Here is a 24,582-nt window from a genome sequence, read left to right on the forward strand (position 1 = left end):
ATGTTAGTATCTGAGATTATAGAGGTAAAAAATTTAGTTAAGGTATATGGCAGTAAAGGGCAAATAAAAGCATTGGATGGAGTAAGTTTAAGTGTAAAGGAAGGAGATTTTGTTGGTATAATGGGACCATCAGGCTCTGGAAAATCAACGCTGTTAAATATGATAGGAACAGTAGATACTCCAAGTAAAGGAGCGGTTTACTTGGATGGAGAGAATATAAGAGAATTAAGAGAAGGAAAGATAGCAGAATATAGATATAAAAATATAGGATTCATATTTCAAGAATTTAATTTACTTGATAATTTAACCTTAAGAGAAAATATATCTGTTCCATTAGTTTTAGATGGAATATCTAAAGAGGTAATTAAAGATAAAGTAGACAAGATATCCAAGAAGTTAGGTATTGAAGATCAGATGGATAAATATCCTCAAGAATGTTCTGGAGGGCAAAGACAAAGAGCAGCAGCTTCAAGGGCATTGGTTACAGAACCTAAAGTTATTATTGCAGATGAACCTACTGGAAATCTAGATACTAAAACATCCCATGAATTATTACAATTTTTAAAGGACCTAAATGAAACAGAAGGAAAGACAATTGTAATGGTAACACATGATGCTATGATTGCAAGCTATACAAAGAAATTGGTGTTTTTGAGAGATGGTAAAATAGAAGAAATAATAGAAAAAGGTAACAAAAGTCAGATGGATTTTTTCTATGATATAGTTGAAGTAACAACTAAAGAAAATAAGAATTTATTTATGGGAATGGGTAGAAAGTGATATTAAGCCTCATTTATTCAAAAGTTTACAATAGCAATTAAAGGAATAATACTTAATTGTTATTGAAATACTAAGGATAAATGAGGTGTTTTTTATGGAATTGAAAGATACTAAAACAAAAGAAATGAGCTAATAAAATGGATGTGTACAAATTGTGGTTATATATATGAAGGTAAAGAATATCATCTAATATGTCTCGTTTGTTCATATCTTCAAGAATATTATATGGATTTTAGTACAAAAGAATATGAGTAATTATGATAGGAGGATAAAAATGGGAGAATCATATTGGATAGATTCATCTGAAGGAAGAACTTATGGACCATTATCAGGCAGTGAAGACTGTCAGTGTGGCATTATAGGAGGAGGAATTGTTGGGTTAACTACAGCTTATTTATTAACTAAAAAAGGTAAGACAGTAGTTTTGGTTGATGCAAATAAGGTTGCACAAGGATGTACAGGAAGAAATACAGGTAAGGTAACAACACAACATAATATTATATATTCTAAAATTAAGAAAAAATACGATTTAGAAAGAGCAAAAAGTTATTATGAGGGGAATAAAGAAGCTATAGAATTTGTAGAAAAAATAGTGAAAGAAAATAATATAGAATGTGAGTTTGAGAAGGGAACCTCCTATGTTTTTGCAGAAACAGATGAAGGGCTAAAGGAACTGAAAGAAGAGTATGAAGTTTGTAAGGAACTTGGGATAGATTGTGATTTTGTAGATGAGCTACCTATTCCAATAGAAAGTAAAGGGGCAGTTGCCTTTAATAACGTTGCAAGTATAAATCCAAAAATGTATTGCGATAGATTAGGAGATTTAGTAGTAAAGCAAGGTGGAAAAATATATGAAAATAGCCCTGTTACTCAAGTAGAAAGTGGAGAAAAGTGTTCTTTCCAAACTAGAGAAGGAAAATGGGTACAGTGTGAACAATTGGTTTTAGCATCACATTTCCCTTTTTATGATGGAGAAGGCTTCTTTTTTTCTAGGTTAGAGCCTAAGAAAACATATGCTGTAGCTGGAGATGTTCCAGAAGGATTTGTTGAAGGAATGTATGTAAATGTAGAAGACCCTAGTAGAAGTTTACATTATATGAATAAGGAAAACGAACATTTATTACTTATTGTTGGTGATACTCATAAAATGGGAGATGATAAAAATATTAATCATTATGAAGTATTAAAGGAGTATGGTAGAGAGAAGTTTGGAATAAAAAATTATAGATATGAGTGGTCCGCAGAGGATTATTTTACACCAGATTATATACCTTATATAGGACATTTAAATAGCAAAAATGAAAATATATATGTAGCAACTGGCTTCAGAAAGTGGGGAAATACAAATGGAACTCTTGCTGGAATTATTATATCAGACTTAATAGTTTCAAGTGAGTCTAAGTATAAAGACACATTTAATCCTTCAAGAGGAAAAGCTTTTTTATCAAAGGATTTTGTAAAGTTTAATATGGAAGTTGCCTATAATTATGTAAAAGGAAAGCTGAAAATAGGTGATATGGAAATTCATCTAGAAGAGGGAGAAGGTAAGATAATAAATTTAAATGGAAGAAGATATGGTGCATATAAAGAAGGTAAACATAACGTCTACATAGTTGATATTACATGTACTCATTTAGGTTGTGAATTAACATGGAATAATACTGATAAAACTTGGGATTGTCCTTGCCATGGATCAAGATTTAATTATAAAGGGGAAGTGTTAGAAGGACCTGCAACAGAAGCTTTAAAACCATATAAATGTGGAGAAAATAAAATTAATCCTAAGATAAAATAGATTTATTTGCCATAAGAGGATATAATATTAGAATAAATATGTAAAGGGGCGTTAAATATGGTTACTTTAGAAAATGAAAAACTAGAGGGATTTTTTAATGATGAAAATAATCCTATAAAAGATATTAGTGAAGAAACTATTATTAATATGATAAAAGATAGAAATGTTGATTTTGAAAAAGCATATTATTCTTTAAGTTGTGAAAGCTGTGGTGGTGAAAAAGTTGAAAATGAAAGAGCTTATAAGTTCTTAGAATATCATTTTTACATATATACTAAAGATGGCAAATATGTAACCAATAGTTTAGCTGTTGAGGAAGAAGGAAAATCTTTTAATAGACTTGAAAGAGAAGGTTTAGTAGATAATAGTTACATAGTAAGTATTATTGTATGTGCAGGATGTGGAGCTTTTAATATTGAAATAGAAGAGTTTGAAATATAGGAGAATAACTATGAGAAAGAGTAGATTAGGGAAAGTATTAATAATATTAATGACAATATCATTTATGTTAGTTGGTTGCGGTGTAAAAGAATGGGGAGAAGAGGTAGCAGCTCCGAAGGACTTGCCAATAGCAACAATTAAAGTGAAAGATTATGGTACTATAGTAGCTGAATTATATCCTCAATATGCTCCTAATACAGTAAATAATTTTATTTCTCTTGCAAACAATGGATTTTATGATGGTATTACCTTTCATAGGATAGTTAAAGATTTTGTTATACAAGGTGGAGATCCTGATGGCAATGGTACTGGAGGTCCAGGTTATTCAATAAGAGGAGAGTTTAAGGGAAATGGATATAAGTATAATACACTTGAACACGATGAGGGTGTATTATCTATGGCTAGAGCAAAAGATAAGGATAGTGGAGGAAGTCAGTTCTTTATAGTTACTAAAAAGGCTAGTAATTTAGATGGAAGTTATGCAGGTTTTGGTAAGGTTATAGAAGGATTAGACATAGTTCACAAAATAGAAGGTGCTGAAGTATCAGGTGAAACTCCTAAAAAAGAAATAGTTATAGAAGAAATAAGAGTTGATACTAAAGGGGCTAATTATCCAGAGCCAGAAAAGTTATAATATTCACCTCATAAATTTTATGGATATTTGAAATAATATTTATGAGGAGTGTGATATTTATGAAGGCTGATAAGAGAACAAATAATGGTCCACAAAAAGGACAAAGAAGACAAAAGCTACATGAAAATCAAAACAATGTAGGAAATGAAAATGAACCATCATTTTTTGAAAATCATAATGGTGAACAATTGAAATAATTTATAAAGAAGCTGTTGTAAAGTAAATAACTATTTTACAATAGCTTCTTTGTTTTAGATAATTTTACTTATAGCTAAAACCATAAGTATTACCCCTGAAAGCCAGGATAAATTGATATTTGATTTTTCAACTAATTTTTTACCAATAAAACTACCTACTATAACAGCAAGAAAACCTATTAAGAAACATAATAAAATGGTTTGTATATATGCACTACCTGCTAAACTACTACCGAATCCAACAGCTAAGCTATCAAATGAAAGGGCAATAGCAAGATAAAGGGATTCTTTAACTGATAGTTCTTTTGATTTATCAAGGTCAGCCTTTGTTTCATCAGCATAAACTTGTAATATAAAATTAAAATCAAATAATCTAAAAGAAAAGGATTTTTCTTTATTTAAGTGTTTTTGAATATAGGTTTTAAATAAGCTTTCGAATAATCTATATATACCTAAAACCATTAGTATAGAGAAGCTTAAGGTTATAGGAAGTGTTCCTGGTAAAAAGTCTTTTATTAATCCACCAATAAATAATGATATTCCTAAAATTACAGAGCCAACAATACTAATGACTATAGAGGAAATGATAGGGATTTTTATTTTATTGCTTCCATATGCCATGCTAGCCACAAAAGCATCTATACAAATTGAAGAAACTAATAATAATGATTCTATCATAGATATACCTCGACAAATTTCTAGTTATTAGTATATATATGATTAAAATATTACTTTAGTTACAAGAAGAACTCCCTAATTTTTAGGGAGTTCTGTAGTTGATGTATATGGAGTTATGTTATTTTGCTTAATCCAATCGCTCCAAGTTGTTTTGAAATTATCATTATTTTCTTTGGTATATTTATAGAAGTTTCTTAGGAATAAAACTCTTTTATTTTCATCTCCTGGTTTAAATAAGTTAAAACCACCTAATAGAAACTGTCTTTTTATAATATCATCTAAACTTACATTTTTAGAATTTTTCATCATATCAAAGAGTGACATAAAAGTTGTTGTTCTACCAATGCCTTCTTTACAATGAAAGTGAAGCCAGTAATTATTAGGTAAATGCGTAACGAACTTTACAAATTGATCTACTGATTCATCAGTAGGTCTATCACCGTCAGTTACCGCTATTCTTAAATATTTTACATTATTTGATGAAACTAGTTTACTTTCATTTTCAACAACTGTTGGTATTAATGTATGCTTTCCATTGTCCAAAGTAATAGATTTACCAAAAGGAATTTCTGACAATTGCTTAGCTTCCTTAGCGATAACTTCTTTATAATTAAGACCAGCATTAGCTTTATCCCCAGGACCATACCAGCTTACAGCATTACCATTAATAAACCCATGTGATTCTTGTCTTAAATCTATATCCCAAAATTCATTTTTTGTATTGATATTCTTTTTTAAATTTAAGAATGAGAGTGAAGTGAATTGAGAACTACCTGATATATTTAGGTTTTCAAGTCCTGTAGTGTTTCCACCACCTTTTATAACATTAGATAAATCAGTAGTTTTCCTAAAATTATGTGGAAGTGAGTCTGTATTTTCATAATCAAGTGATAAATAGACTTGTTCTACTTCCTTAGCAGAAATAGATAATGGTGATAATAAAGAAAATATTAGAATTGAAGATATAATCTTTAAATATTTTTTCATATAATTACCTACTTTCTCTTTATAAAATCTATAGTTAGTATTCCATAACATGTGAAAAATTATGATATAATTACATAGAATGTTAAGCTTAATGAATAAACGGAGGATGGAAATTGATGTACAAGATTATAGCATTAGATATGGATGGAACTTTATTAAATGATGATAAGATTATTACAGAGGTGACTAAAAAAGCACTTCAATCAGTAAGGAAAAAAGGGGTAAAGGTTGTACTAGCTTCTGGAAGACCTATAGATGGATTAAGAAGATATTTAGATGAATTAGGATTAGTAGATGATAATGAATATGTATTAAGCTACAATGGGTGTTTAGTTCAAGAAACTAAGAGTGAAAAAATAATTTCGGAAAAAGGACTAAAGGGAAGTGATCTTCACTATATTTATAATTTTGCAAGGGAGTTTGGAGTTAATATACATGCTTTTTCTCCAACAAGAGGGCTAATAACTCCTAAAAATAGTAAGTATACTGAAGTAGAAGCTGAGATTAATAAAATAGATATAAATATATGTGACTTTAATGAAATATCAGAAGATGAAAGCATTATAAAAATAATGCTTATAGATGAACCAGATGTATTAGATAAGGCAATAGAGAAACTTCCAAAGGAAGTTGGAGAAAAATATAATTTAGCAAAGAGCACTCCATATTTCTTTGAAATAATAAATAAAGAGTCTAATAAAGGGTTAGGCTTAAAAGCATTAGCAGATTATTTAAATGTTGATAAAGATGAAATAATAGCTGTAGGGGATGCTGGAAATGATTTAGATATGATTGAGTTCGCAGGACTTGGAGTGGCTATGGAAAATGGGCATAGTAATGTAAAGGAAGCAGCAAACTATATAACAAAGAGCAATAACGAAGACGGTGTTGCTGAAGTTGTTAAAAAATTTATTCTAAAATAGAATAGTAAGAGGTGAGAAGGTGCCTAATAAATATGGTAATCTACAAAAGATTTATAATGGGAAAAGAAAATATGGTATAACACCACATATTCCTGGAGGATTTATTCTGCCTGAAACTTTAGAGAAAATAGCAAGGGTTGTTAAAAAATACAACGGAGTAATAAAGATAACATCAGGTCAAAGAATATTAATAACAAACCTTGAAGAAAAAGATTTAGAAAATATATGGAATGAACTAGAAATGGAGCCAGCAGTTAAGGAACAGAATTCTGTTAAAAATGTAGAGATATGTCCAGCTGGATTCTGTAAAAGATCTAAGTTTAATACTATAGGAACTGGAATGAAGCTATTAAATAAATATCAATGGATGAGTATGCCTTGTAGAAGTAAGATAGGTGTAGCAGGTTGTAGAAATGCCTGCGGAAGTGTCTATAGTAAAGATGTAGGGGTAATAGCTGATAAGGATGGATTCATAGTTACAGCAGGAGGTTCGGCAGGTTATAATCCTAGGATAGCGGATATAATAGTAGATAAAGTTGATGAGAAGATGGCTTTAGAAATAATAGACAATATCTTTAACTATTATATAGAAAATGCAGAAATGGGAGAGAAGTTAGGCTTTTTTATTGATAGAATAGGAATAGAAGAATTTAAGAAAAGTGTTTTGAAATAGAGTTGGAGAGAAATATGATTAAGAAAATTAATTTAAAGAGGAAAGATGGTAAGATAATACAAGGAATATTAAAGAAGCTTGATGAATCATATATTAATAGGATTATGAGGTTTCAAGATGAAATTGTTGAAGGACTTGAGAATAAAGAGTTATATTTTCCAAGTAAGGAGGAAGAATTCTTACAATTTATATCTAATAAAGGAAATATAATTGGATGTGTTACTGAAGATGACGATCTTATAGCTATAGGTGTATATTGCAAATTAGGCTATGATGAAGATAACTACGGCTATGATATTGGAATTAATGGAGAGGAACTATTAAAGGTAGGACAAATTGAATCAACATTAGTAAAAGAAAGCTTTAGAGGCAACAAGCTACAAAAGATAATATGTGAGTTATTAGAAGATATTGCAAAAGAAAATGGCACCTTAATTATGAGTGCCACTGCTTCACCGTATAATCCTTATAGTGTAAATACATTTTTAGATTTAGGCTATGAAATAGCTAAAGATAAAATTAAGTATGGTGGATTAAGAAGGTATGTATTGGTGAAGAGATTTAGTTAGATGGAGATGATAAAGTGAGTAATATGAAAGATCCAAAATTTAAATCTAATTTGTTATTAGCTACCTATGTAGTTGTACTAGCCTTTATATTCATAAATATTAAATCTGTAGGAAACATATTTGGTTCTACAATGGGAATGTTAAAGCCATTTTTAATAGCTATATGTATAGCTTTTGTACTTAATATACCAATGAAATTTTATGAAGAGAAGGTTTTAGATAAGGTTATAAAGCAACCTAAAAAGCGTAGACCTTTGGCAATAATATTAACTATTATTACAATAATAGCAATTGTTGTTGGGCTAGTACTATTTATAATTCCTCAACTTGTAGAAAGTGGATCAACTTTGGTAAAGAACATACCTGATTACGTTAAAACACTAGAAATGTTTATGGCAGAACATTTCAGTAAAACTGAAGTTTTTGATGAACTTTGGAATCAGGTTTTATCTATGGGAGAAAATATAATAAAAGTTGTTGGACAGGTTACAGGAAGTCTTGTTAGCCAAGTAGTAGATATAACTGTTGGGGTTACATCAACAATAATTAATTTCTTTATGGGAATATTAATAGCTATATATATTCTTTTAAGTAAAGAGAAGTTAGGAATACAAGCAAAGAAAATTCTTTATGCATTTTTTGATAGAATTAAAGCAAATAAGGTTATGGAAGTAGCTAGAATATCACATGATAAGTTTTCTAAGTTTATAACAGGTCAATGTATTGAAGCTGTTATATTGGGTGGATTATGTTTTATTGGTATGACTATCTTTAGTATGCCATATGCCTTACTTGTAAGTACAATAATAGGTGTAACAGCATTAGTGCCTATATTTGGGGCATTAATAGGTACAATACCTGCTGCATTTATAATTTTCATGGTTGAACCAATGACAGCAGTATGGTTTGTAATTCTTATAGTTGTAATTCAACAGATAGAAGGAAACTTAATTTATCCTATGGTTGTTGGAAATTCTATTGGATTATCTGCAATTTGGGTATTACTTGCTATTACAGTAGGTGGAAGTACATTTGGTATTTTAGGTATATTAATAGGAATTCCTTTATTTGGAGTGTTGTATACTTTACTTTCAACTATAACTAATAGTAAGTTAAAGGAAAAAAACATAAAGGTGGAAGACATAGATTAGGTAAAAGTTACTAGTTATGAGGTACGAGGTAAGAATGGAAATAAAGAGACTCTGCAGTTTTTGTAGAGTTTCTTTTTGAATAAGAAAGGATAAGCGTTTTACTTTCTTGGAGCGTAGCTATGTAACAAGCAAAATAAATATCCACTCCACTTTTTTCTTAATTAATTATTTATTTCTGGAAACAATAGTATTGAAGTGTTTTTAGGAGTGATGTTATGAAAAAAGACAGGTATATGTTTAAGTTTATATTAGCACTAATAGTTGCATCTTTAATATTATATTTAATTAATTATGCTATTTTTAAAGATTTACACCATATAGGAATGTTTTTTACAGAGGATTTGGCTTTTATTCCAATTGAAGTATTAGTAACTGTATTAATTATTGAAAGAGCATTAGAAAAAAGAGAAAAGAAGCATAAATTACAAAAGATAAACCTTTTAATTGAGATTTTTTTCGAAGAGGTTGGTAATCAACTGTTAAGGACAATTGCAAAAAGAGACAATGGTTGTGATGAATTGTGCTCTGTTATACCTAAAATAGGGGATAGTATTATAAAGGATTTTAATGAGATAAAGGAAAGAATTGAAAGATATAGTTGTAAATTAAATTTTAATAAAGAAGATATAGAGGATATTTATACTAATCTAAATGAGAATAAAGAGACATTATTTAGATTTATAGAGAATCCATACTTAGATGAACATGATATTTTTACAGATTTATTACAAGCAGCAGTACACTTACATAGTGAGATAAAGCTTAGAAAAAGCAAGGTGGATTTAACAAGTGAAGATATATCTCATTTAAACAGCGATATTTTAAGGTTATATAAATATTTAACTAAGGAATGGATAGTTTATATGAAATATATTGAAAAAGAATATCCATTCCTATATAGTTTTGCTTTAAAGAATATTCCCTTTAAGCAATGTTAGTTAAATAATTCTTTAATTTTATCAAGATTTTCTATAGCCATTTTATAGCCGTTATTATAACCCTCTCTTAATTTGTTAACATCTTTTTCGAAGCTTTCAATAGATTGTTCTAAAGTGGGTCTTATAATTACGGCTTTTCCTTGAGCTTCTAATTCCTCACAAAAACGAATAGTTTCATTATAATGATTATGTCTAGTTAATAAAGGTTCTTTTAAATTTGGATATTTCTTTCTAAATAGCTTTGAAACTATAATATTTCCTTTGCTAAGTTTTTTTCTGTATTCTTTTGGTCTTGTAAGCACTATTAAATGTTTTTCATTACCATCATCAATAGCTTTCTTTATTGGAACAGGGTCACATATCCCCCCATCATAGTAATAACTATTATTAATTTTAATTGCAGGAAAGAATAGTGGAATAGCACAAGTAGCTCTTAAAATTGAACATTTATCATCTAATTCTTTTCCATCAAAGTATTCAGTCTTACCAGTTATAGCATTGGTAACGCCAACTAATACTTTTCCTTCATATTTTTGATAAGTTTCCATATCAAAAGGAGATAGTTTACTTGGAATTTCTCCATAAACAAAATCTAATCCAAAAAGGCTTTTACATTTTAGAAAATTTCTTAGTCCCAAATATCGTTTATCATTTCTATATGTTATAAGTATATCAAGGTTTCTTTTCCTTTGTTTTGATATATATGATACCCCATTTGTAATACCAGCAGAAACTCCTATACAATAAGGAAACATAATATTATTATCTAATAAAGCATCCATTACTCCGGCACTAAATATAGGTCTAAAGGTACCACCTTCCAAAATTAAACTTGGCATATATTCATCACTCCTTGTATTTACTTGTATTATATCAGATTCGTCAAAAAATCGTCAAAAATTATATCATTTCAATTAAATCTTTTGCTCTTTCAATCATTTCATCTGTAACATGAGAATAAGTCTTAATTGTTTCTTGCATAGTGTGCCCCATAAGATTAGCAACAGTTCTAAAATCTAGACCTTTTGCAATTAAAGATGTAGCATAGGTATGGCGTAGATTATGTGGAGATATATTAAATCCAAGTGCGTGAAATTCTTTTCTCAAATGACTAGTTATTGAATCAGTAGTTGCATAATTTAATACTCTATTATCTAATGGGATAGGATTAGTTGATTTATATTTATTTAGTTCAGAAACAACAAATTTTGATATAGGAATAGTTCTATAAGAATTATTTGATTTTAGAGAACCAAAACTATAAACTTTCTTATCTTTATCGTATTTCCATTGTTTTTCAACTCTTAAAGTTTTATTTTTTAAATCTATACAATCCCATGTTAGCCCTACAATTTCAGAAGCACGCAAACCACATTTTAAGCCTAAAAGAGTGAAGATATAGTATTTTATATTTTTGTTAATTAATTTATTTAATAAGATTTTACTTTCATTAAGTGTTAGAGCTTCCTTTTCTGTTTTTGTATCTTCTTTTGGGAAGGTTATTTTTTTTATTGGATTAGTTAAAATAATATTATAGTCATTAACAGCAGAGTATAAACAAGTTTTTATTTTGTATAAATACAATTTACTTGTTGAAACTTTACAACCAGATTTAAGCATTTTATTAACAATTTTTTGAACATCAATATTTTTTATGTTTTTTATCTTAATATTATCTAGATCACTAAAACGATTAAAAGCTTTTTTGTAAGTATCAATGGTATTATGCTGGATAGAATCAGATTTATCTTCTAGGAATAAAGTGGTGAAATCTTTAAAAGTAATATCACTTAAATTAGTATTTAGAGTAAAAGTACCTTCAAGCTCTTTTAAAGTATTCATAGCCCATTCTTTTCCCTTATGTTTACCTTCTCTAGAATTCTCAAAACCTTGCTTTGATTTTTGACGCCATTTACTATTTTTATCTTTGTATGAAATTATAAATTGCAATCCATTATCTTTTTTACGGTTAGTGATGTTATATTCCATAAAATCATCTCCTTTTACGAATGTATGTTCTTTTTAGCTTTATAAATTAACCAGTTGAGCTAAAGGTTCATAAGGAACGTTTTTACAACTGGCAAATTCTTTTAATGTCTTTCCTTGTATTTCAATTAAATCAAACTTTATTCCTGTTAAAGCTAATGCAAAATAATTAGCTTGGCGCTCTAACTTTCCAATATTGGTATATCTAGAACTAGGTATATCGTGTAGAATCGCGTGACCTATTTCATGCCTAAGTTTAAATTCTTCATCATAACCATATAAGTCATTTCTTATAAAAATAATTTCTGTGCCGTAGTAATTTCTATAGTATATAGAATCATTCCCTTGCAACAAGAAGGATGTACTTTCTACTTTTTCTATTTTTATATTTAAATATTTACATAGTTCATATGGACTATTGGTTTTGTATATATCAAGAATACCGTCTGCTATTTCATTAATCCATCTCATAGAATCTCACTCCGTTAAAGTTAGGTTTATTTATTTTTTTCTTTCATGTATTTATAACCTAATAATTCTGCTTGGTTTATCATTTCATTAGCAAAATTAAGAATATCTTCATCACTCATCTTGTATGGGTCAAATCCACCGTATCCAAAGATTTGATGTTTAGTAACATAAGCTCTTGCTTCTTCTGGATCAGTAAAATGTTCTGGAACTATAGGAAAATCATTTTGTATAGTCTTTAAATTTGTTTCTTTTTTTAATTCTTCTCTTTCCTCGTCAAAGAAATAGCTTATAGGAACATTTAAAGTATCAGCAATACGTTGCAATGTATCAGTCTTAGGACTTGTATTTTTTCCGGAAAGAATGTCACTTAATGTTGATTGCGCCATATTAGCTTCTTTGCATAGTTTGTATCTACTCCAACCTTTCTTATTTAGTATTTCGATAATTATATCTTTATTAAACATAACTATAACCTCCTTTATGGTTACTACTTCTATATTCCGTAGTATAGTACGGAAAAAGAGATATGTCAAGAAAAACGAAGTAATTTAAAGAATTGGGGACTTATTTTTGTTTAATAGTAAAATTTACCGAAGTATCATTATTGAAAATACTTCGTAAATATAATACTATTAAATTAACGTAGTAATACGTTAGAGGGAGGTGTGGAAATGACAATAGGGAAAGCAATAACAATATTAGCTAGAGAAAAACAAATCAGCAAATATAGGATATCTAAAATTTCTGGAATAGCACAAACAACATTGAGCGAAATAACAAATGGGAAAAATGCAAACCCAACAATAGAAACATTAGATAAAATCGCAAAAGGGATTGGGATTCCTGTATCAGAGTTGATTAAGAAGGCAGAGGAACTTGAAAAAGAGGAGGAAAAGAAAAATGAGTAATGAAGAGCTAGTGAAGAAGATGGAATTGGTTTTAGCTGAAAATGTAGTACTAAAAGAAGAAAATATAAAATTAAGAGAAACTTTGAAAACACAAAAGAATTGGACAAGCATAAGAGAGAGTTATTTAGTTCCTATATTAAGAGAGAGGTATGGGGAAGGAAAATGTATACAATCAAGTTTAATAACCCAAATAGGTAATATAGTCAAGGAGTATGTAGGTGTTAGTAGACTTACAGAAATAACTGAATCTAATTATGACTATGCAAAAGAAATTGCTTTAGCAGTAATAAATACATTAATTAAGTTTGAATGGATTCATCTTAATAAAATGCAAGAGTATTGGGGAAAGATGAATGTAAATTAGGGAGGCGAATAGAAATGAATAATTTAACACCATTAGAATTTAAAAATCAAAGGATTATTACAACTAAAGTATTAGCAGAAGAGTTTGGAACAGAAGAAGGAAATATTCAAAAGAATTATTCAAGAAATGAAAAAAGATTCTTAGAAGGAAAACATTATTACAAATTAGCAGGACAAGCATTAAAGGAATTTAAAAATAGCTTACCGACTGAAAGTCTTGAACCTATAAAATTTGCACCGGTTTTATATTTATGGACAGATAGAGGAGCAGCAAGACATGCAAAAATTCTTGATACAGATGAAGCATGGGAAGTATATGAAGATTTAGAGGAAAACTATTTTAATCCTAAAGAAAAAGTACAAGATTTAAATACCTCCGAATTAAGTCCAGAGCTTCAAATGTTTAAGCAAATATTTGATACAGTTGCAAAACAAGAATTAGAAAATAAGCAAATTAAAGCTTATATAGAAAGAACTAATGAAAAAGTTGAACAAACCAAGGAAGAAATACAAGGGATTAGAGATGTAGTTTCTATTAATACAAGCACTGTAAGTTGGAGAGAGGAATGCCGAAGGTTAATTGTCAAAATGGCAAATAGCTTAGGTGGCAATAGATTTATAGGTGATGTAAATAGAGAAATATATGGACTTATGAAAATTAGATTGAAATGTAAATTAGATGTTCAACTTACTAATATGAGAAGAAGAATGGCTGATGAAGGTGTGTGTAAATCTAAGAGAGATAAGCTTAATTATCTAGATGTTATTGCTAGAGATAGTAGATTAATAGAAGGTTATGTAGCAATAGTAAAAGAGTTGGCTATTAAATATGGAGTTGCTTAGGAGTGATAACGTATGGAACAAACTTTGATTAATAGACAAAATCTTGCAAAGAGATGGGATTATGAATCAACTAAGCCTATTGAAGCGTTTGAAAAAGCAGGTGTATTAACTAGAGTGCCACTTCCAAACTCAATTAGGTATAGTCTAGAAGAAATTGAAAAGATAGAAAGCTTAGGGCAAGATATTAATCCACTTTCTCCACTAGAGCGCAGAAGATTGGAAAGAAAATTGAAAAACTTGAAAGAGAAAATGAGATGTTAATTCAAAGACTAAATAACGGGAAAATAGCACTTGGTTTTTAAGGAGGTCTATATGATAGAAAGAACAATCTATGAATGCGAACATTGTAATAAGAAAAAGTTAATTAATAAAACACAGATGAAAAAGCATGAGAATATGTGTTGGTTTAATACAAAGAATAAGACTTGTTTAACTTGTAGTCATTATGAATATGAACCAGGGTACTTAGAACCACATCCAGAACTTGATGGTTGTCCTTATGAAAAGATAGAAGCTTTTAGATGTTGCTCTTTGAAAAATGAACAACTAGATAAGAAACCAATTATTAATTGTAAAGATTGGAGAGAGAAGGAGGAATAAAAATGAATAAATGTCCAAGATGTGAAAATGAAAACTTAAAAGAAGATTACAATTATTGTCCAGTATGTGGAGTGAATTTAGGAACTGCTCCAGAAGTACCAGTTCAGGAGCAGTCTATAACACTTGTATTAAATGGTTCCGAAATATTTAGGAATTTAGCCATTCATGATAAAGTCTAACCACTTCAATTGTGAATTGAAGATTAACCGCTGAAATAATACTAACAAACTTATTAATTCCCTCTGGAGTAGTTGAAAAACTAATTTTATTTTCAACTGAATTAATTTTATCAGTAATTTCTAAAAGTTTATCTTCTGTAAGAGTAGATAAAAACTCATTAAAATCTTTTTTCATAAATTTCACCCCCTTTCAACATAATTTTACCATATGTTAAGGGGCAAGAACAAAATAAGGAGGTACAAACATGACAAAAGAAAATGTTGTAAGACAATTAAAAGACTTAAAAAGTGAAGCAGAATATCAACTTAGATATGATCAAAATAATGATGTTTGGATTGATGATTACAATGCTTTAGAAATTGCAATAAAAGCAGTTGAGAATAAAAAAGATAACCTAGGATTTTGGGTGGGATTTGGATTCTGTTCTTTATTCTGGTTACTTATATATTTCCTATATCACTTATAAAGGAGGGATAGCAAATTGAAGAAACTTAAGAAACTAACTAGAGATCAAAAGAAGTTTTTAGAGAAAGAAAGATTAAATCCTAATGACTTCTTAATAGAAAGAGCAACACCAGAAGAGTATGTATTTTATAACAAATATACAGAAGCATTATGGACTTATGACAGAACTATGGGGGTATGGTTATGAGAAAAGAAACAGTAAGACTATTACTACTTAACAGTAATGCAATTATGTGGGAAGGAGTTAAACATGGGAAGATTACTAACATTAAACGAAAGATTAGAAGAAATAAGAAGGCGAGTAGAGGAAGGCAAGACATTTGAAGAAGCTTTAGAAATAGTAAAAGGTTACGAGGATTGCGACCAAACAGATCCAAGTAACCAGTACAAAACGATTAAAAATATTATACCACCAGGAACAGATTTAGACAATGACCAGTTATATGACATAGAGAGTGGACAAACAATCAGGGACTTATAGGAGGGGATTTAATGAGAGCTATAGATGTATTAATAGCTACAATAAATGCACAGTTAACAGAATTAAATAAGTCTGATTACAAGATTTATGATTCAGAAAACCCAGGATTCTATATCACACAAGTTGGATATAACGGAAAATCAGATGAATTATATTTTGAAACCCAGGAGGATAGATAAATGTCAGAAGAAGTTAAGAAACTTAATTTGTTTCAAAAGATACAAAAAGCTAGAGTTGAGCTTCAAAAAAGAGAGATAAAGAAAACAGGATATAACAAGTACAGTAATTATTATTACTTTGAACTAAGCGATTTTCTTTCACCAATAAATGAGATATGTGGAGAGTTAGGGCTTTATACAGAGTTTCAATACAGTAATACAGAAGCATGGCTAACTATTTATGATGTTGATAATACAGAAGAATTTAGACAATGGAATACTCCAGTAGAAGTAGCAAGCTTAAAAGGTTGCAGCATGATACAGAACATAGGGGGTACACAAAGCTTCGCTAGAAGATACCTATACATGATGGCTTTTGAAATAGCTGAAAGTGATGCAATAGATAATGGTGGAGTAGATGAAGAAGCAGAATTAGGAAAGCAAAAGATTAATAAAGCCAGTGTATTAACTATTAATGGCTTAATAGATGAGACAAAGACAGATAAGAGGAAGTTCTTAGAATGGGCAGGAGTAGAGAGAGTTGAGGATATAACTAATAATGCTCTTGGAACTTGTATCAATATGCTTAATAAGAAAAAGAAAGACTTAAATGAAGCTATTGAAAGAAAAAAGCGTGAAGCGGAAATGGCTAGACAACAAGAACAACTTCAAAAGGATCTAGAAAATAAACAAGAAGATTTTGAATTTTAAGGGGGATATGAGAAATGAAAGAGATTATTGTAAATACGCAATTACCAGTAATAAAGACTAATTTTGAAGAAGTTAAAGAAAGTTTGAAAAGAAATCTTGAAAAGTATGAAAACACCATAGTTACAGAGGATAACCTTAAATACTGTAAGGCTATGCAAAAAGAATTAGCAGGGCTTAGAAATCAAGTTGACAGCAAAAGAAAGGAAGTAAAAAGGGTATTAGAAGCACCAATAAAAGAGCATGACAAAGAAACTAAGGAGCTTATAGCAATAATAGAGGAAGTAGAAAAGCCAATAAAAGCAGGTATTGCAGTATTTGATAGCAAGCGTAAAGAAGAAAAGAGAAAATTTGCAGATATTAAGATTTTTGAAACTTGCCAAGCTCTAGGTTTAGAAAAGAAATATGCAGATCAACTTACAGTACTAGATAAGTATTTAAATTTAAGTGCTAGTGCAAAAAGTGTAGTAGAAGATATAGAGCAAAGAGCAGAGGCATTAAAGCAACAACAGAATATGGATAAGGTTAAAGCAGAAATGATTAAAGCAAATATAGAAAGTGCTTTAGAAACTGTAAATCTAACTTTAAAAACTCCATTAGAATATAAAGACTTTGAGAAGTATATTGCTTTAGGTTGGGATGGGCCAAGAATAGTAAGAGAAATTAATGAGAGAGCAGCACAAATAAGACAAGCTGAAAAAGCAGCAGAGGAAATGGCAACTAAGAAAATTGAGGAAGAAAAAGTATCGAAGGAAGAAGTACAAATACCTATAGATTTAAAGCCAAAGGCTCCAGAAGTACCTAAGGAAGTTAAAGAAGATGAACCTAAGTTCTTTGTAGATACTTATGTAGAAGGTACTTTTGAGCAAATACAAAACCTTAGCAAGTTCCTTAAGGATAATGGATATAAATATGAGGTTCATAGTAAAGGAAAGGTAAAAGTAAAATAACCCTTTATAAGGAGGGATATCATGGCAAGACCAGTTAAAGAAGGATTAGAATATTTTCCTTTAGATTGTGATATAGATCAGGATGATAAAGTTGCACTTATAGAAGCACAGCATGGAATTAAAGGTTTTGGTGTAGTTATCAAACTATTAATGAAGATTTATAAGAACGGATACTTCTATGAGTGGACAGAAAAGGAACAATTACTCTTTTCAAAGAGAGTTAATGTAGACATTAATGAGGTTAATGTAATCATTAATGATTTAATAAAGTGGAATTTCTTTAATGAGGAGCTGTTTAGAAGTAAGAAGATACTTACTTCTAACGGTATCCAAAAGAGATATTTAGCAGCAGTAGGGAGAAGACAGAAGGTAAAAATATTAAAAGAATACCTACTTTTAGATGATGAAACCATTAATGTATACAAAAACTTAGTTATTGTTGACATAAACCCTAGTTCAGAGGGAGTTAATGTAGACATTGGTACACAAAGTAAAGTAAAGAAAAGTAAAGTAAAGGAAAGTAAAGAAAACAATAATAATAAATCATTGTTGTTGTTTGAAGAATTAGGATTTGGTTCTATTAGTCCAATTATTGTAGAAGATATTGAGTTATTAGAAAAAGAGTATACAGAAATGTGGGTAATAGAAGCGCTTAAAGAAGCAAGTGAACAGGGAATAAGAAATATTAAGTATGTAAAAGGTATTCTTAAGAACTGGAAAGCACGAGGATTTAAGGCAGAGAAACCACAGAATAAGCAACAAAATAAATATAGTAAGACTAGTGGATTTAATAACTTTGAGCCAAGGGAATATGATTATGATTCATTAGAGAAAAAGTTACTAGGATGGGAGGATTAGCATGAATGAAATTTGTATATGTGGTAAGAGAGCTTGTCATTCACATCATAGAGTATTTAGGTCACAATGTAGACCGTTAATAGAGTGTGATCTCAATTTAATACCATTGTGTTTAGAGTGCCACGATAAAATTCATAATGGAAAAGGACATAAGTTAGATAGATTACTAAAGTTACAGTTCCAGAATAATTTAGAGATACTTTTCGATAAGGAACTCTTAACTAGAGAAGAGATTAAAGAAGTATTAGACATATCGGACAAGCCTTTAAATCGTCTTTTAAAGACAGTAGAAAGACATAAGGGTAAATATGTTAGGAAAGATGTTATAAGGGCGTGCATGGGCGGTAAATTGATTGTAGAGGAGGAGAAATATTGAGTAGAGTTAAGTTTAAGATATGGGATAAAACTCGTAATAAATGGTTGACCAGTAATTGTGGTCAATTCTTATTGAATCAAAATGGAGATTTGGTATTTCATCAAGAAGGTTTAAATCCGTTGGAAGAAGTTAAGAGCGCAATTGATTATGAGATAGTCCGAGATACAGGGCTTAAGGACAAGTGTGGAAAAGCGATTTATGAGGGGAATATATTACAATTCTATAATGATGTAGATTATATTATTAAGCCTGGATATGCCAAAGTTGTATTTAAAGACGGAGCATTTTGTTGTAAACACTTTAAATACGGGACAGAATATTTAGCCAACATGGATATGAGTGATATGGATATAACAGTTGTGGGCAATATATATGAAAATCCAGAGCTCCTAGAAGGTGATAGCAAATGACACCAAGAGAGAAAGCGAAATTAACTATTAAAGCTCTAGAAAAGCGTAAGAAAAATAAGGAAAGAGATTTAAATAATTATGAATCACATAGAGCAGGAGTAATAAAAGCTATCAAGTTTAGAACTGGAGTGTATAAGTAATGGACTATGAAAAGCAATATCTTCAAGAAGTAAAGTTATTTAACAGTATAGTAACTAGGTTTGAAACTTTACAAGAAAATGATATAGTAGGAGCTTTTAAATTAACTAAAGATGCACTACAAGTTTATAACAGATGGTCAAAGATAAAGTGTGATATTAAGAAAGACCTTGGGAGAGGAGAGAAAGCAGCTCTTAAAGATAGGTTAGAAGAAATGTGTAAATATCTTAAAGAGGTTGCAGTTACTTCTCGTATGGTATGGAAATATGCAAGGGAAGATATAAGAAATAATAGGGAAGATATTTAGGAAAATGATAGATTTCAGCAATAGCTGTACCTATATATTATCAATTGATATTCAATTAAGAAAGGATGAGAACAATGGAAAACATGATTAACTTAGAAAGCTTTGCAGATGGAGCTTTAGCAGAAAAGGTAAATATAGCATTAAAGGAGGTATTAGCAAACATAACAGATCCTAACACAGAGTACAAGACTAAAAGAAAATTGACAATTGATATGACTTTTACAGCAGGGGAAGATAGGGAACTTACAGAGGTAGATATTGTTGCTAAAACTAAGTTGGCACCAGCTAAGCCATTAAACACAAGAATAATAATTGGAACAGATGGCAAGGGTGGAGTATTAGCAAGTGAATTTAAAAAGCAAATACCAGGGCAAAGTGCAATGAGAGTTGATGAATCAACTGGAGAAATTATAACAACAGCAGAAGAAAAAGAAATAGATTTAGACGGAATTAGATTAGTTAAATAATTTATAAAAACAATGCCATGGCAAGGGGCATAAACCTTGCACATTAAATAAAAAGGTGGAATAAAAATGATTAATCAAGAAGCATTAAAGTATTTAGTAAATTTGGGAGAGGAAAAGGATCCAATAGTAATGTTGGACCAAGGAACATTTACAAAGGAAAGCTTAAGCAGAGTAAAAGAAGCAAAGGCATCAGTATTAACAGTATCAACCCTAACTGGATTGGTAGACTATATTAAGTCAGATTTAGATAAGTTACCAGAAAAACTATTAATACAAGTTATATCTCCAAGAAAGGTAGCTCTATATAGTCCTTTAAATGCAGATAGAGAAAGAGAACAATATATATCTGCAGAAGCGATTTTACCAGATAACGTTATATATGACAGATTTATAGGAACAGAACAGTTTAATATTATGTTGCAAAGTGCATTTGTAGATGTAGGAACTAAATCAGCATTACTTAAGTATACAGGACTTATACAAGATGAAGCTGTAAAGACTACTGGTGATGATGGAGTAAGCCAACAAGTAACAGTTAAAACTGGTGTAGCAAGTGTAGGACAAGCTATTGTGCCTAATCCAGTTGAATTAGCACCTTATAGAACATTCCCAGAAGTAGAACAACCAATAAGTAAGTTTATATTCAGAATGCAAGAAGGTCCAAGAGCAGCACTTTATGAAGCTGATGGAGGAGCATGGAGAAATAAAGCAATTTTAAGTATAAAGGAATACTTACAAGAAGAGTTAAAAGAGTTAGAAAACATTGAGATAATAGCTTAATTAAGAGAGGGGATAACTTCCCCTCTTAATATAAGAAGGTGAATTATGAGTAAATATTTAAGTCATAAAACTGTAGTAGATGGAATTACATTTGATTCTAAAGATGAAGCTAAATATTATGAGGCATTAAAGATAAGAAAGTACAGAGGAGAAATACAAAACTTTGAGTTACAACCAAAGTTTACATTAGTACAAGGGTTTAAAAAGAACGGAAAAACTTATAGAGCAATTACATATACTCCAGACTTTGCTATATACCACAATGATGGTAGCGAGGAGTATGTAGATGTAAAGGGAATGACAACACAACAAGGTGAGTTAAGAATAAAATTATTTAATCATTTTTATAGAGATTTGAAGCTAAGTATAGTTGCTAGAAATCTTAAATATGGTGATGAATATGGATTTATAGATTATTACGAGTTACAGAAAATAAGGAGAAAGAATAGGAGAGGTTAAAAATGATAACTAAAAAAGATTTAAAAGAGATTAATGAGAATTTAGAAGGTATAAAACAAGCTAGAAAATTAAATATAAAAGCAAAGGCAACAGTTGAATTAGAAGATGGGACAGAAGCTCTAATATATCATCTAGGACAAGCTAATAACACTATAAGAATTGATATTAAGGGGTGTAAGTAGATGAAGCTTAATTTAGGTGATTACAGAATAGAAAGTGATAGTAATTGTTTTATCTTAAAATCTAAGAAAGTAGTACAAGAAAGTAAGCTAACAAAAGAAGAAAACATTGGAGAAGAAAGATGGGTAACAGTAGGATATTTTAGTCAAGTAGATAAATTGCTAGAAGCTATACCAAGACAAATATTACTAGATAATAATGATCTAAAAGAGATTAGTAAAAAGCTTGGTGTTCTATCCATAAAAATTGGAGGTATAAAGATGGCTTTGGAAAGGGTGGTAAAAGAATGAAGATGCATGAGTTGAAGATTCTACCTGAGTATTTTGAAAAAGTCTTAGATGGAAGTAAAACTTTTGAACTTAGAAAAGACGATAGAGGTTTCAATGTTGGAGATGTATTAATTCTTAGAGAATATATTCCAGGATATAGAGATTGGACTGGTCCAGAAGAAGTAATTATAGATGAAAAGTATACAGGAAGAGAAGTACGAAAGAAAATATCATATATCTACAAGGGATGCCCTAATGGATTAGGGTTAAGAACAGGGTTTAGCATATTAGCCTTAAAGGAGTGTGAGAGGTAATGAATAAGGTTATTCTCATTGGAAGACTTACAAAGGATCCTGAGTTGAGATATGCAGCTGGTAGTGGAATGGGTATCTGTAGATTTACTGTTGCAGTAAAAAGACAATTCAAGAAAGATGAAACAGATTTTATTAATTGTGTTGCATTTGGCAAGACAGCAGAAACGATATCTCAATATCTTACAAAGGGTAGACAGATAGCTGTTATTGGAAGTATTAGAACAGGAAGCTATGATGCACAAGATGGAACTAAGAGATATACAACAGATGTTGCAGTAGAGAGTTTTGAGTTCGTAGGAAGTAATGGACAAGCTAATACACAAGAAAATACACAAGAGAGCACTCCTTTTGATGGTGGTTGGGACATGGGAGAAGATGTTACTCTAGCAGATGATATGGGAGATTGTCCTTTCTAGTATGGAGCAGATAGGATTTAACTTTATTAGATTAAAGGAAGATTGTACAGAGTTACATAGTAGCTTTTTAGGTGGCTCTGTATGGAGCTTCATATTTGAACAGGAGAATAATTACATTATACAACTGGATGGAGTGTATTATGGTCCATTAAAAAATAGTTGTGAAAGGATATGAGGAAATGAACGTAAATGATGCTGCTATTAAAGCAAAGATAAGAGAGTATAGGAAAGATAAAGTATTGAAAGCTACAGCACTAAGAAAGCTAAAAAAAGAATTTGGAGTTAGCGACAAGGTGCTAGATGAATTTTGGCTAGAAGTTAAAGAGGAAAAGAAATTACCTAAGAAAGTGTAATAAAAGAGGCAAAAGAAAGGTTAATGGTACAAGCTTAACCAAGTAAAAGTTAAGAGAAAAATATTAACCCTAGAAGAAAGGAGTATAAGAATGTATTTTATAGAGATTTTATTAGGATTATCGGTATTTACACTTATATTTAGTTTTATTCCAGGGATATTTATAAAGAATAATAAGCTTATTCATTTAATGCTTACTATATCAGTTGTGTCAGTAATTCTAATAGCAATGTGTTTATTTTTATATATTTGTAATGCTCTTATGACTTGCATAACCATATGGTTTGGTAATTGGTAAGTCGTAATTGCAAGAATGTGCGAAGTAATAAAAAATATGATCTTTGAAAATTGAATAATGCGGTATTTTCTTTATTTTTGATAAAGTTAAATGTTACAATATTTTTATATAATGAGAATATTGGAGGGATGCCTTATGTTAGCAATGCTTTATCTTTATAGAAGCAGAAGGGAAAGTTTAAAGAAGCCTTATGAATATTTCAGAGATACCTATATAAATAGAATAGCACCTCAATTCTTAAATATTGAGCAGGAAGCAGAAAAAGTCAGTGAAGAATATTATAGTGAATTGGGGAGGTATTTCAACAATGAGTCTGATGACCCTGGAGATTATGCTGAATTAGCTTGGGAAAAGGGATTAGATTATTATGAAGGGGTATCATTAATGAAATATAACACTAAAATGATGTGGATTTCTACAGTATATCAATTTTGGGAACAACAAGTAAGAAAATTCTTATATGATGAAATTTCTCATACACATATTCTTGGTGATTATAAAGATTTTTGCACTAAAGGCATTAGTGACATAAAAGAAATATTCTTATGGTTTAATTATAATCTAGAGTTGAAAAATTCTTGGAAGGAAATTAATGAATTGAGACTAGTGAACAATGTAATTAAACATGGAGATGGATGGTCAGCAAGGGAATTACAAAAAATTAAGCCAGAATATTTTGAAGATGAATTACAAATTAACCGATTAGAATTATATAAAAATTCACTTAATGATGAAGTTTTAAATATAAACGAATATGATTTTGAGAGATATTGTAACTCTTTAATTGGATTTTGGGATGAGCTGCCTGAAAGAATAGAGTCGATTGACGAATAAAGAAATAACTAAAGTACCGTATTATTCAAAAAAAGAATAAGCGGTATTTTTTATTCGCAATTCTAAGAAATTATAATAAAAAAGTGGAGTAAACAAACACTCCACTCTATATAGGAGGACAAGCATTGTATCCTACATTTGGGAAGAGACAACAGTGTAGATATTTATAATTTATTTGATACCTACACTAGGCGTATTGTAACGCCTTTGATTAGTGCTTAGTTGAACAGAGTTACTAAAAATAA

The 24,582-nt window shown here is 30.0% G+C and carries 46 protein-coding genes; 39 read left to right on the top strand and 7 right to left on the bottom strand.

Translation table 11 applies throughout. The annotated features are described in order from the left end of the window. The 6 genes from G594_RS0115050 (at position 1) to G594_RS20385 (ending at position 3,847) form a co-directional block, all read left to right on the top strand. On the top strand, positions 1–780 hold the full coding sequence (locus tag G594_RS0115050; protein WP_027099311.1) for an ABC transporter ATP-binding protein: 780 nt from the start codon (positions 1–3) through the stop codon (positions 778–780). Positions 781–921: 141 nt separating this feature from the next. Next, entirely contained in the window at positions 922–1,035 is a 114-nt protein-coding gene (locus G594_RS20715) for a rubredoxin-like domain-containing protein (protein ID WP_341349980.1), read from the top strand. A 19-nt stretch (positions 1,036–1,054) separates the two neighbouring features. Next, on the top strand, positions 1,055–2,575 hold the full coding sequence (locus G594_RS0115055) for an FAD-dependent oxidoreductase (protein WP_027099312.1): 1,521 nt from the start codon (positions 1,055–1,057) through the stop codon (positions 2,573–2,575). A gap of 57 nt (positions 2,576–2,632) precedes the next feature. Next, positions 2,633–3,016: a DUF3785 family protein gene (locus tag G594_RS0115060; protein ID WP_027099313.1), complete on the top strand. Its 384-nt coding sequence runs from the start codon at positions 2,633–2,635 to the stop codon at positions 3,014–3,016. Between the two features lie 10 nt (positions 3,017–3,026). Then, positions 3,027–3,650 (top strand): peptidylprolyl isomerase, encoded by a 624-nt coding sequence (locus tag G594_RS0115065; protein WP_034866946.1) that lies wholly within the window; start codon positions 3,027–3,029, stop codon positions 3,648–3,650. Between the two features lie 59 nt (positions 3,651–3,709). Then, complete coding sequence (locus G594_RS20385; RefSeq protein ID WP_167539568.1) at positions 3,710–3,847, top strand: clostri-philic family protein; 138 nt, start codon at positions 3,710–3,712, stop codon at positions 3,845–3,847. A gap of 54 nt (positions 3,848–3,901) precedes the next feature. Here G594_RS20385 and ytaF read toward each other — a convergent pair whose 3' ends face one another. Both ytaF and G594_RS19130 read right to left on the bottom strand, forming a co-directional pair. Continuing rightward, entirely contained in the window at positions 3,902–4,525 is a 624-nt protein-coding gene (gene ytaF / locus G594_RS0115075; protein WP_027099315.1) for a sporulation membrane protein YtaF, read from the bottom strand. 75 nt (positions 4,526–4,600) lie between these two features. Beyond that, a complete protein-coding gene (locus G594_RS19130) occupies positions 4,601–5,512 on the bottom strand; it encodes a fused DSP-PTPase phosphatase/NAD kinase-like protein (RefSeq protein WP_051196042.1) in 912 nt (303 codons plus the stop codon). A 116-nt stretch (positions 5,513–5,628) separates the two neighbouring features. On the opposite strand from G594_RS19130, the gene yidA reads away from it, so the two are divergent. The 5 genes from yidA (at position 5,629) to G594_RS0115105 (ending at position 9,766) form a co-directional block, all read left to right on the top strand. After that, complete coding sequence (yidA, locus tag G594_RS0115085) at positions 5,629–6,435, top strand: sugar-phosphatase (protein ID WP_027099316.1); 807 nt, start codon at positions 5,629–5,631, stop codon at positions 6,433–6,435. 19 nt (positions 6,436–6,454) lie between these two features. Continuing rightward, positions 6,455–7,108: a nitrite/sulfite reductase domain-containing protein gene (locus tag G594_RS0115090; protein WP_051196043.1), complete on the top strand. Its 654-nt coding sequence runs from the start codon at positions 6,455–6,457 to the stop codon at positions 7,106–7,108. Positions 7,109–7,122: 14 nt separating this feature from the next. Beyond that, complete coding sequence (locus G594_RS0115095; protein WP_027099318.1) at positions 7,123–7,677, top strand: GNAT family N-acetyltransferase; 555 nt, start codon at positions 7,123–7,125, stop codon at positions 7,675–7,677. A gap of 23 nt (positions 7,678–7,700) precedes the next feature. After that, positions 7,701–8,828 carry an AI-2E family transporter gene (locus G594_RS0115100; protein ID WP_027099319.1) on the top strand — a complete coding sequence of 376 codons (1,128 nt, stop codon included), beginning with the start codon at positions 7,701–7,703 and terminating at the stop codon, positions 8,826–8,828. 215 nt (positions 8,829–9,043) lie between these two features. Further along, positions 9,044–9,766 (top strand): hypothetical protein, encoded by a 723-nt coding sequence (locus G594_RS0115105; RefSeq protein WP_027099320.1) that lies wholly within the window; start codon positions 9,044–9,046, stop codon positions 9,764–9,766. Here G594_RS0115105 and G594_RS0115110 read toward each other — a convergent pair. The 4 genes from G594_RS0115110 to G594_RS0115125 all read right to left on the bottom strand — a co-directional run bounded on the left by G594_RS0115110 (position 9,763) and on the right by G594_RS0115125 (position 12,687). Next, the gene (locus tag G594_RS0115110) at positions 9,763–10,605 is read right to left on the bottom strand and encodes a patatin-like phospholipase family protein (RefSeq protein WP_027099321.1); all 843 of its coding nucleotides are present in this window, start codon (positions 10,603–10,605) and stop codon (positions 9,763–9,765) included. The two genes, G594_RS0115105 and G594_RS0115110, sit on opposite strands and share 4 nt — an antisense overlap. Before the next feature lie 61 nt (positions 10,606–10,666). Then, a complete protein-coding gene (locus G594_RS0115115; protein ID WP_027099322.1) occupies positions 10,667–11,755 on the bottom strand; it encodes a tyrosine-type recombinase/integrase in 1,089 nt (362 codons plus the stop codon). Between the two features lie 39 nt (positions 11,756–11,794). Next, positions 11,795–12,223 (bottom strand): ImmA/IrrE family metallo-endopeptidase, encoded by a 429-nt coding sequence (locus G594_RS0115120; RefSeq protein WP_027099323.1) that lies wholly within the window; start codon positions 12,221–12,223, stop codon positions 11,795–11,797. Positions 12,224–12,249: 26 nt separating this feature from the next. Beyond that, positions 12,250–12,687, bottom strand: coding sequence for a helix-turn-helix domain-containing protein (locus tag G594_RS0115125; RefSeq protein ID WP_027099324.1), 438 nt, complete (start codon positions 12,685–12,687; stop codon positions 12,250–12,252). Between the two features lie 207 nt (positions 12,688–12,894). On the opposite strand from G594_RS0115125, the gene G594_RS19135 reads away from it, so the two are divergent. The 6 genes from G594_RS19135 to G594_RS20195 are packed head-to-tail and all read left to right on the top strand — an operon-like array spanning position 12,895 to position 15,116. Beyond that, a complete protein-coding gene (locus tag G594_RS19135) occupies positions 12,895–13,131 on the top strand; it encodes a helix-turn-helix domain-containing protein (RefSeq protein ID WP_034866949.1) in 237 nt (78 codons plus the stop codon). Then, positions 13,124–13,495, top strand: a complete 372-nt coding sequence (locus G594_RS0115135; RefSeq protein WP_027099325.1) for a hypothetical protein — start codon at positions 13,124–13,126, stop codon at positions 13,493–13,495. The genes G594_RS19135 and G594_RS0115135 overlap by 8 nt, the downstream gene beginning before the upstream one ends. Before the next feature lie 14 nt (positions 13,496–13,509). Next, positions 13,510–14,337, top strand: a complete 828-nt coding sequence (locus G594_RS0115140; RefSeq protein WP_027099326.1) for an ORF6N domain-containing protein — start codon at positions 13,510–13,512, stop codon at positions 14,335–14,337. A gap of 12 nt (positions 14,338–14,349) precedes the next feature. Then, positions 14,350–14,598 carry a hypothetical protein gene (locus G594_RS19140; protein WP_034866951.1) on the top strand — a complete coding sequence of 83 codons (249 nt, stop codon included), beginning with the start codon at positions 14,350–14,352 and terminating at the stop codon, positions 14,596–14,598. 51 nt (positions 14,599–14,649) lie between these two features. After that, positions 14,650–14,937 carry a hypothetical protein gene (locus G594_RS0115150; protein WP_027099327.1) on the top strand — a complete coding sequence of 96 codons (288 nt, stop codon included), beginning with the start codon at positions 14,650–14,652 and terminating at the stop codon, positions 14,935–14,937. A 2-nt stretch (positions 14,938–14,939) separates the two neighbouring features. Then, positions 14,940–15,116, top strand: coding sequence for a hypothetical protein (locus G594_RS20195; RefSeq protein WP_155849322.1), 177 nt, complete (start codon positions 14,940–14,942; stop codon positions 15,114–15,116). On the opposite strand, the gene G594_RS0115160 is transcribed toward G594_RS20195, so the two are convergent. Next, positions 15,085–15,291, bottom strand: a complete 207-nt coding sequence (locus G594_RS0115160; RefSeq protein ID WP_027099328.1) for a hypothetical protein — start codon at positions 15,289–15,291, stop codon at positions 15,085–15,087. The genes G594_RS20195 and G594_RS0115160 overlap by 32 nt on opposite strands. Before the next feature lie 70 nt (positions 15,292–15,361). Between G594_RS0115160 and G594_RS0115165 the strand changes: the two genes are divergently transcribed. The 22 genes from G594_RS0115165 (at position 15,362) to G594_RS0115270 (ending at position 24,337) form a co-directional block, all read left to right on the top strand. Next, positions 15,362–15,583, top strand: a complete 222-nt coding sequence (locus G594_RS0115165; protein ID WP_027099329.1) for a hypothetical protein — start codon at positions 15,362–15,364, stop codon at positions 15,581–15,583. A 15-nt stretch (positions 15,584–15,598) separates the two neighbouring features. Continuing rightward, a complete protein-coding gene (locus tag G594_RS20390; protein WP_167539569.1) occupies positions 15,599–15,769 on the top strand; it encodes a DUF6906 family protein in 171 nt (56 codons plus the stop codon). A 36-nt stretch (positions 15,770–15,805) separates the two neighbouring features. Next, complete coding sequence (locus G594_RS19145) at positions 15,806–16,063, top strand: hypothetical protein (RefSeq protein ID WP_155849323.1); 258 nt, start codon at positions 15,806–15,808, stop codon at positions 16,061–16,063. An 11-nt stretch (positions 16,064–16,074) separates the two neighbouring features. After that, positions 16,075–16,242, top strand: coding sequence for a hypothetical protein (locus tag G594_RS20395; protein WP_167539570.1), 168 nt, complete (start codon positions 16,075–16,077; stop codon positions 16,240–16,242). Then, positions 16,243–16,932: an ERF family protein gene (locus G594_RS0115185; RefSeq protein ID WP_027099330.1), complete on the top strand. Its 690-nt coding sequence runs from the start codon at positions 16,243–16,245 to the stop codon at positions 16,930–16,932. Between the two features lie 14 nt (positions 16,933–16,946). Next, complete coding sequence (locus G594_RS0115190) at positions 16,947–17,879, top strand: DUF1351 domain-containing protein (protein ID WP_027099331.1); 933 nt, start codon at positions 16,947–16,949, stop codon at positions 17,877–17,879. 21 nt (positions 17,880–17,900) lie between these two features. Beyond that, complete coding sequence (locus G594_RS19150) at positions 17,901–18,737, top strand: Lin1244/Lin1753 domain-containing protein (RefSeq protein WP_051196044.1); 837 nt, start codon at positions 17,901–17,903, stop codon at positions 18,735–18,737. 1 nt (position 18,738) lies between these two features. Beyond that, complete coding sequence (locus tag G594_RS0115200; RefSeq protein WP_027099332.1) at positions 18,739–19,113, top strand: hypothetical protein; 375 nt, start codon at positions 18,739–18,741, stop codon at positions 19,111–19,113. Further along, positions 19,110–19,523 (top strand): YopX family protein, encoded by a 414-nt coding sequence (locus G594_RS19755; protein ID WP_051196045.1) that lies wholly within the window; start codon positions 19,110–19,112, stop codon positions 19,521–19,523. The genes G594_RS0115200 and G594_RS19755 overlap by 4 nt, the downstream gene beginning before the upstream one ends. Beyond that, complete coding sequence (locus tag G594_RS20200; protein ID WP_155849324.1) at positions 19,520–19,663, top strand: hypothetical protein; 144 nt, start codon at positions 19,520–19,522, stop codon at positions 19,661–19,663. The genes G594_RS19755 and G594_RS20200 overlap by 4 nt, the downstream gene beginning before the upstream one ends. Next, positions 19,663–19,968, top strand: a complete 306-nt coding sequence (locus G594_RS0115215) for a hypothetical protein (protein WP_027099333.1) — start codon at positions 19,663–19,665, stop codon at positions 19,966–19,968. The genes G594_RS20200 and G594_RS0115215 overlap by 1 nt, the downstream gene beginning before the upstream one ends. A 74-nt stretch (positions 19,969–20,042) precedes the next feature. Continuing rightward, the gene (locus tag G594_RS0115220; protein WP_027099334.1) at positions 20,043–20,435 is read left to right on the top strand and encodes a hypothetical protein; all 393 of its coding nucleotides are present in this window, start codon (positions 20,043–20,045) and stop codon (positions 20,433–20,435) included. A 66-nt stretch (positions 20,436–20,501) separates the two neighbouring features. Then, a complete protein-coding gene (locus G594_RS0115225; RefSeq protein WP_034866957.1) occupies positions 20,502–21,215 on the top strand; it encodes a hypothetical protein in 714 nt (237 codons plus the stop codon). 45 nt (positions 21,216–21,260) lie between these two features. Beyond that, positions 21,261–21,674, top strand: a complete 414-nt coding sequence (locus G594_RS0115230; RefSeq protein WP_027099336.1) for a DUF1064 domain-containing protein — start codon at positions 21,261–21,263, stop codon at positions 21,672–21,674. 2 nt (positions 21,675–21,676) lie between these two features. Then, a complete protein-coding gene (locus tag G594_RS0115235) occupies positions 21,677–21,856 on the top strand; it encodes a hypothetical protein (protein ID WP_027099337.1) in 180 nt (59 codons plus the stop codon). Next, entirely contained in the window at positions 21,857–22,144 is a 288-nt protein-coding gene (locus G594_RS19160) for a hypothetical protein (protein WP_051196046.1), read from the top strand. After that, on the top strand, positions 22,141–22,437 hold the full coding sequence (locus G594_RS19165) for a DUF3850 domain-containing protein (RefSeq protein ID WP_034866960.1): 297 nt from the start codon (positions 22,141–22,143) through the stop codon (positions 22,435–22,437). The genes G594_RS19160 and G594_RS19165 overlap by 4 nt, the downstream gene beginning before the upstream one ends. Next, entirely contained in the window at positions 22,437–22,853 is a 417-nt protein-coding gene (locus tag G594_RS0115250) for a single-stranded DNA-binding protein (protein ID WP_027099338.1), read from the top strand. The genes G594_RS19165 and G594_RS0115250 overlap by 1 nt, the downstream gene beginning before the upstream one ends. Position 22,854: 1 nt before the next feature. After that, a complete protein-coding gene (locus tag G594_RS20205; protein ID WP_155849325.1) occupies positions 22,855–23,028 on the top strand; it encodes a hypothetical protein in 174 nt (57 codons plus the stop codon). After that, complete coding sequence (locus G594_RS0115260; protein WP_027099339.1) at positions 23,015–23,206, top strand: hypothetical protein; 192 nt, start codon at positions 23,015–23,017, stop codon at positions 23,204–23,206. The genes G594_RS20205 and G594_RS0115260 overlap by 14 nt, the downstream gene beginning before the upstream one ends. A gap of 90 nt (positions 23,207–23,296) precedes the next feature. After that, on the top strand, positions 23,297–23,503 hold the full coding sequence (locus G594_RS0115265; RefSeq protein ID WP_027099340.1) for a hypothetical protein: 207 nt from the start codon (positions 23,297–23,299) through the stop codon (positions 23,501–23,503). Positions 23,504–23,638: 135 nt separating this feature from the next. Next, positions 23,639–24,337 carry a hypothetical protein gene (locus G594_RS0115270; protein WP_027099341.1) on the top strand — a complete coding sequence of 233 codons (699 nt, stop codon included), beginning with the start codon at positions 23,639–23,641 and terminating at the stop codon, positions 24,335–24,337. The last annotated feature ends 245 nt before the right edge of the window (positions 24,338–24,582 follow it).

The organism is Clostridium paraputrificum AGR2156, assembly GCF_000424025.1.
GTDB classification, from domain to species: Bacteria; Bacillota; Clostridia; order Clostridiales; family Clostridiaceae; genus Clostridium; species Clostridium paraputrificum.

What these genes read in the sequence shown, in the direction of transcription:
- G594_RS0115050 (WP_027099311.1), top strand. Translation starts at nt 1, where the DNA reads ATGTTAGTATCTGAGATTATAGAGGTAAAAAATTTAGTTAAGGTATAT.
- G594_RS20715 (WP_341349980.1), top strand. Translation starts at nt 922, where the DNA reads ATGTGTACAAATTGTGGTTATATATATGAAGGTAAAGAATATCATCTA.
- G594_RS0115055 (WP_027099312.1), top strand. Translation starts at nt 1,055, where the DNA reads ATGGGAGAATCATATTGGATAGATTCATCTGAAGGAAGAACTTATGGA.
- G594_RS0115060 (WP_027099313.1), top strand. Translation starts at nt 2,633, where the DNA reads ATGGTTACTTTAGAAAATGAAAAACTAGAGGGATTTTTTAATGATGAA.
- G594_RS0115065 (WP_034866946.1), top strand. Translation starts at nt 3,027, where the DNA reads ATGAGAAAGAGTAGATTAGGGAAAGTATTAATAATATTAATGACAATA.
- G594_RS20385 (WP_167539568.1), top strand. Translation starts at nt 3,710, where the DNA reads ATGAAGGCTGATAAGAGAACAAATAATGGTCCACAAAAAGGACAAAGA.
- ytaF (WP_027099315.1), bottom strand. Translation starts at nt 4,525, where the DNA reads ATGATAGAATCATTATTATTAGTTTCTTCAATTTGTATAGATGCTTTT.
- G594_RS19130 (WP_051196042.1), bottom strand. Translation starts at nt 5,512, where the DNA reads ATGAAAAAATATTTAAAGATTATATCTTCAATTCTAATATTTTCTTTA.
- yidA (WP_027099316.1), top strand. Translation starts at nt 5,629, where the DNA reads ATGTACAAGATTATAGCATTAGATATGGATGGAACTTTATTAAATGAT.
- G594_RS0115095 (WP_027099318.1), top strand. Translation starts at nt 7,123, where the DNA reads ATGATTAAGAAAATTAATTTAAAGAGGAAAGATGGTAAGATAATACAA.
- G594_RS0115100 (WP_027099319.1), top strand. Translation starts at nt 7,701, where the DNA reads ATGAAAGATCCAAAATTTAAATCTAATTTGTTATTAGCTACCTATGTA.
- G594_RS0115105 (WP_027099320.1), top strand. Translation starts at nt 9,044, where the DNA reads ATGAAAAAAGACAGGTATATGTTTAAGTTTATATTAGCACTAATAGTT.
- G594_RS0115110 (WP_027099321.1), bottom strand. Translation starts at nt 10,605, where the DNA reads ATGCCAAGTTTAATTTTGGAAGGTGGTACCTTTAGACCTATATTTAGT.
- G594_RS0115115 (WP_027099322.1), bottom strand. Translation starts at nt 11,755, where the DNA reads ATGGAATATAACATCACTAACCGTAAAAAAGATAATGGATTGCAATTT.
- G594_RS0115120 (WP_027099323.1), bottom strand. Translation starts at nt 12,223, where the DNA reads ATGAGATGGATTAATGAAATAGCAGACGGTATTCTTGATATATACAAA.
- G594_RS0115125 (WP_027099324.1), bottom strand. Translation starts at nt 12,687, where the DNA reads ATGTTTAATAAAGATATAATTATCGAAATACTAAATAAGAAAGGTTGG.
- G594_RS19135 (WP_034866949.1), top strand. Translation starts at nt 12,895, where the DNA reads ATGACAATAGGGAAAGCAATAACAATATTAGCTAGAGAAAAACAAATC.
- G594_RS0115135 (WP_027099325.1), top strand. Translation starts at nt 13,124, where the DNA reads ATGAGTAATGAAGAGCTAGTGAAGAAGATGGAATTGGTTTTAGCTGAA.
- G594_RS0115140 (WP_027099326.1), top strand. Translation starts at nt 13,510, where the DNA reads ATGAATAATTTAACACCATTAGAATTTAAAAATCAAAGGATTATTACA.
- G594_RS19140 (WP_034866951.1), top strand. Translation starts at nt 14,350, where the DNA reads ATGGAACAAACTTTGATTAATAGACAAAATCTTGCAAAGAGATGGGAT.
- G594_RS0115150 (WP_027099327.1), top strand. Translation starts at nt 14,650, where the DNA reads ATGATAGAAAGAACAATCTATGAATGCGAACATTGTAATAAGAAAAAG.
- G594_RS20195 (WP_155849322.1), top strand. Translation starts at nt 14,940, where the DNA reads ATGAATAAATGTCCAAGATGTGAAAATGAAAACTTAAAAGAAGATTAC.
- G594_RS0115160 (WP_027099328.1), bottom strand. Translation starts at nt 15,291, where the DNA reads ATGAAAAAAGATTTTAATGAGTTTTTATCTACTCTTACAGAAGATAAA.
- G594_RS0115165 (WP_027099329.1), top strand. Translation starts at nt 15,362, where the DNA reads ATGACAAAAGAAAATGTTGTAAGACAATTAAAAGACTTAAAAAGTGAA.
- G594_RS19145 (WP_155849323.1), top strand. Translation starts at nt 15,806, where the DNA reads ATGCAATTATGTGGGAAGGAGTTAAACATGGGAAGATTACTAACATTA.
- G594_RS20395 (WP_167539570.1), top strand. Translation starts at nt 16,075, where the DNA reads ATGAGAGCTATAGATGTATTAATAGCTACAATAAATGCACAGTTAACA.
- G594_RS0115185 (WP_027099330.1), top strand. Translation starts at nt 16,243, where the DNA reads ATGTCAGAAGAAGTTAAGAAACTTAATTTGTTTCAAAAGATACAAAAA.
- G594_RS0115190 (WP_027099331.1), top strand. Translation starts at nt 16,947, where the DNA reads ATGAAAGAGATTATTGTAAATACGCAATTACCAGTAATAAAGACTAAT.
- G594_RS19150 (WP_051196044.1), top strand. Translation starts at nt 17,901, where the DNA reads ATGGCAAGACCAGTTAAAGAAGGATTAGAATATTTTCCTTTAGATTGT.
- G594_RS0115200 (WP_027099332.1), top strand. Translation starts at nt 18,739, where the DNA reads ATGAATGAAATTTGTATATGTGGTAAGAGAGCTTGTCATTCACATCAT.
- G594_RS20200 (WP_155849324.1), top strand. Translation starts at nt 19,520, where the DNA reads ATGACACCAAGAGAGAAAGCGAAATTAACTATTAAAGCTCTAGAAAAG.
- G594_RS0115215 (WP_027099333.1), top strand. Translation starts at nt 19,663, where the DNA reads ATGGACTATGAAAAGCAATATCTTCAAGAAGTAAAGTTATTTAACAGT.
- G594_RS0115220 (WP_027099334.1), top strand. Translation starts at nt 20,043, where the DNA reads ATGGAAAACATGATTAACTTAGAAAGCTTTGCAGATGGAGCTTTAGCA.
- G594_RS0115225 (WP_034866957.1), top strand. Translation starts at nt 20,502, where the DNA reads ATGATTAATCAAGAAGCATTAAAGTATTTAGTAAATTTGGGAGAGGAA.
- G594_RS0115230 (WP_027099336.1), top strand. Translation starts at nt 21,261, where the DNA reads ATGAGTAAATATTTAAGTCATAAAACTGTAGTAGATGGAATTACATTT.
- G594_RS0115235 (WP_027099337.1), top strand. Translation starts at nt 21,677, where the DNA reads ATGATAACTAAAAAAGATTTAAAAGAGATTAATGAGAATTTAGAAGGT.
- G594_RS19160 (WP_051196046.1), top strand. Translation starts at nt 21,857, where the DNA reads ATGAAGCTTAATTTAGGTGATTACAGAATAGAAAGTGATAGTAATTGT.
- G594_RS19165 (WP_034866960.1), top strand. Translation starts at nt 22,141, where the DNA reads ATGAAGATGCATGAGTTGAAGATTCTACCTGAGTATTTTGAAAAAGTC.
- G594_RS0115250 (WP_027099338.1), top strand. Translation starts at nt 22,437, where the DNA reads ATGAATAAGGTTATTCTCATTGGAAGACTTACAAAGGATCCTGAGTTG.
- G594_RS20205 (WP_155849325.1), top strand. Translation starts at nt 22,855, where the DNA reads ATGGAGCAGATAGGATTTAACTTTATTAGATTAAAGGAAGATTGTACA.
- G594_RS0115265 (WP_027099340.1), top strand. Translation starts at nt 23,297, where the DNA reads ATGTATTTTATAGAGATTTTATTAGGATTATCGGTATTTACACTTATA.
- G594_RS0115270 (WP_027099341.1), top strand. Translation starts at nt 23,639, where the DNA reads ATGTTAGCAATGCTTTATCTTTATAGAAGCAGAAGGGAAAGTTTAAAG.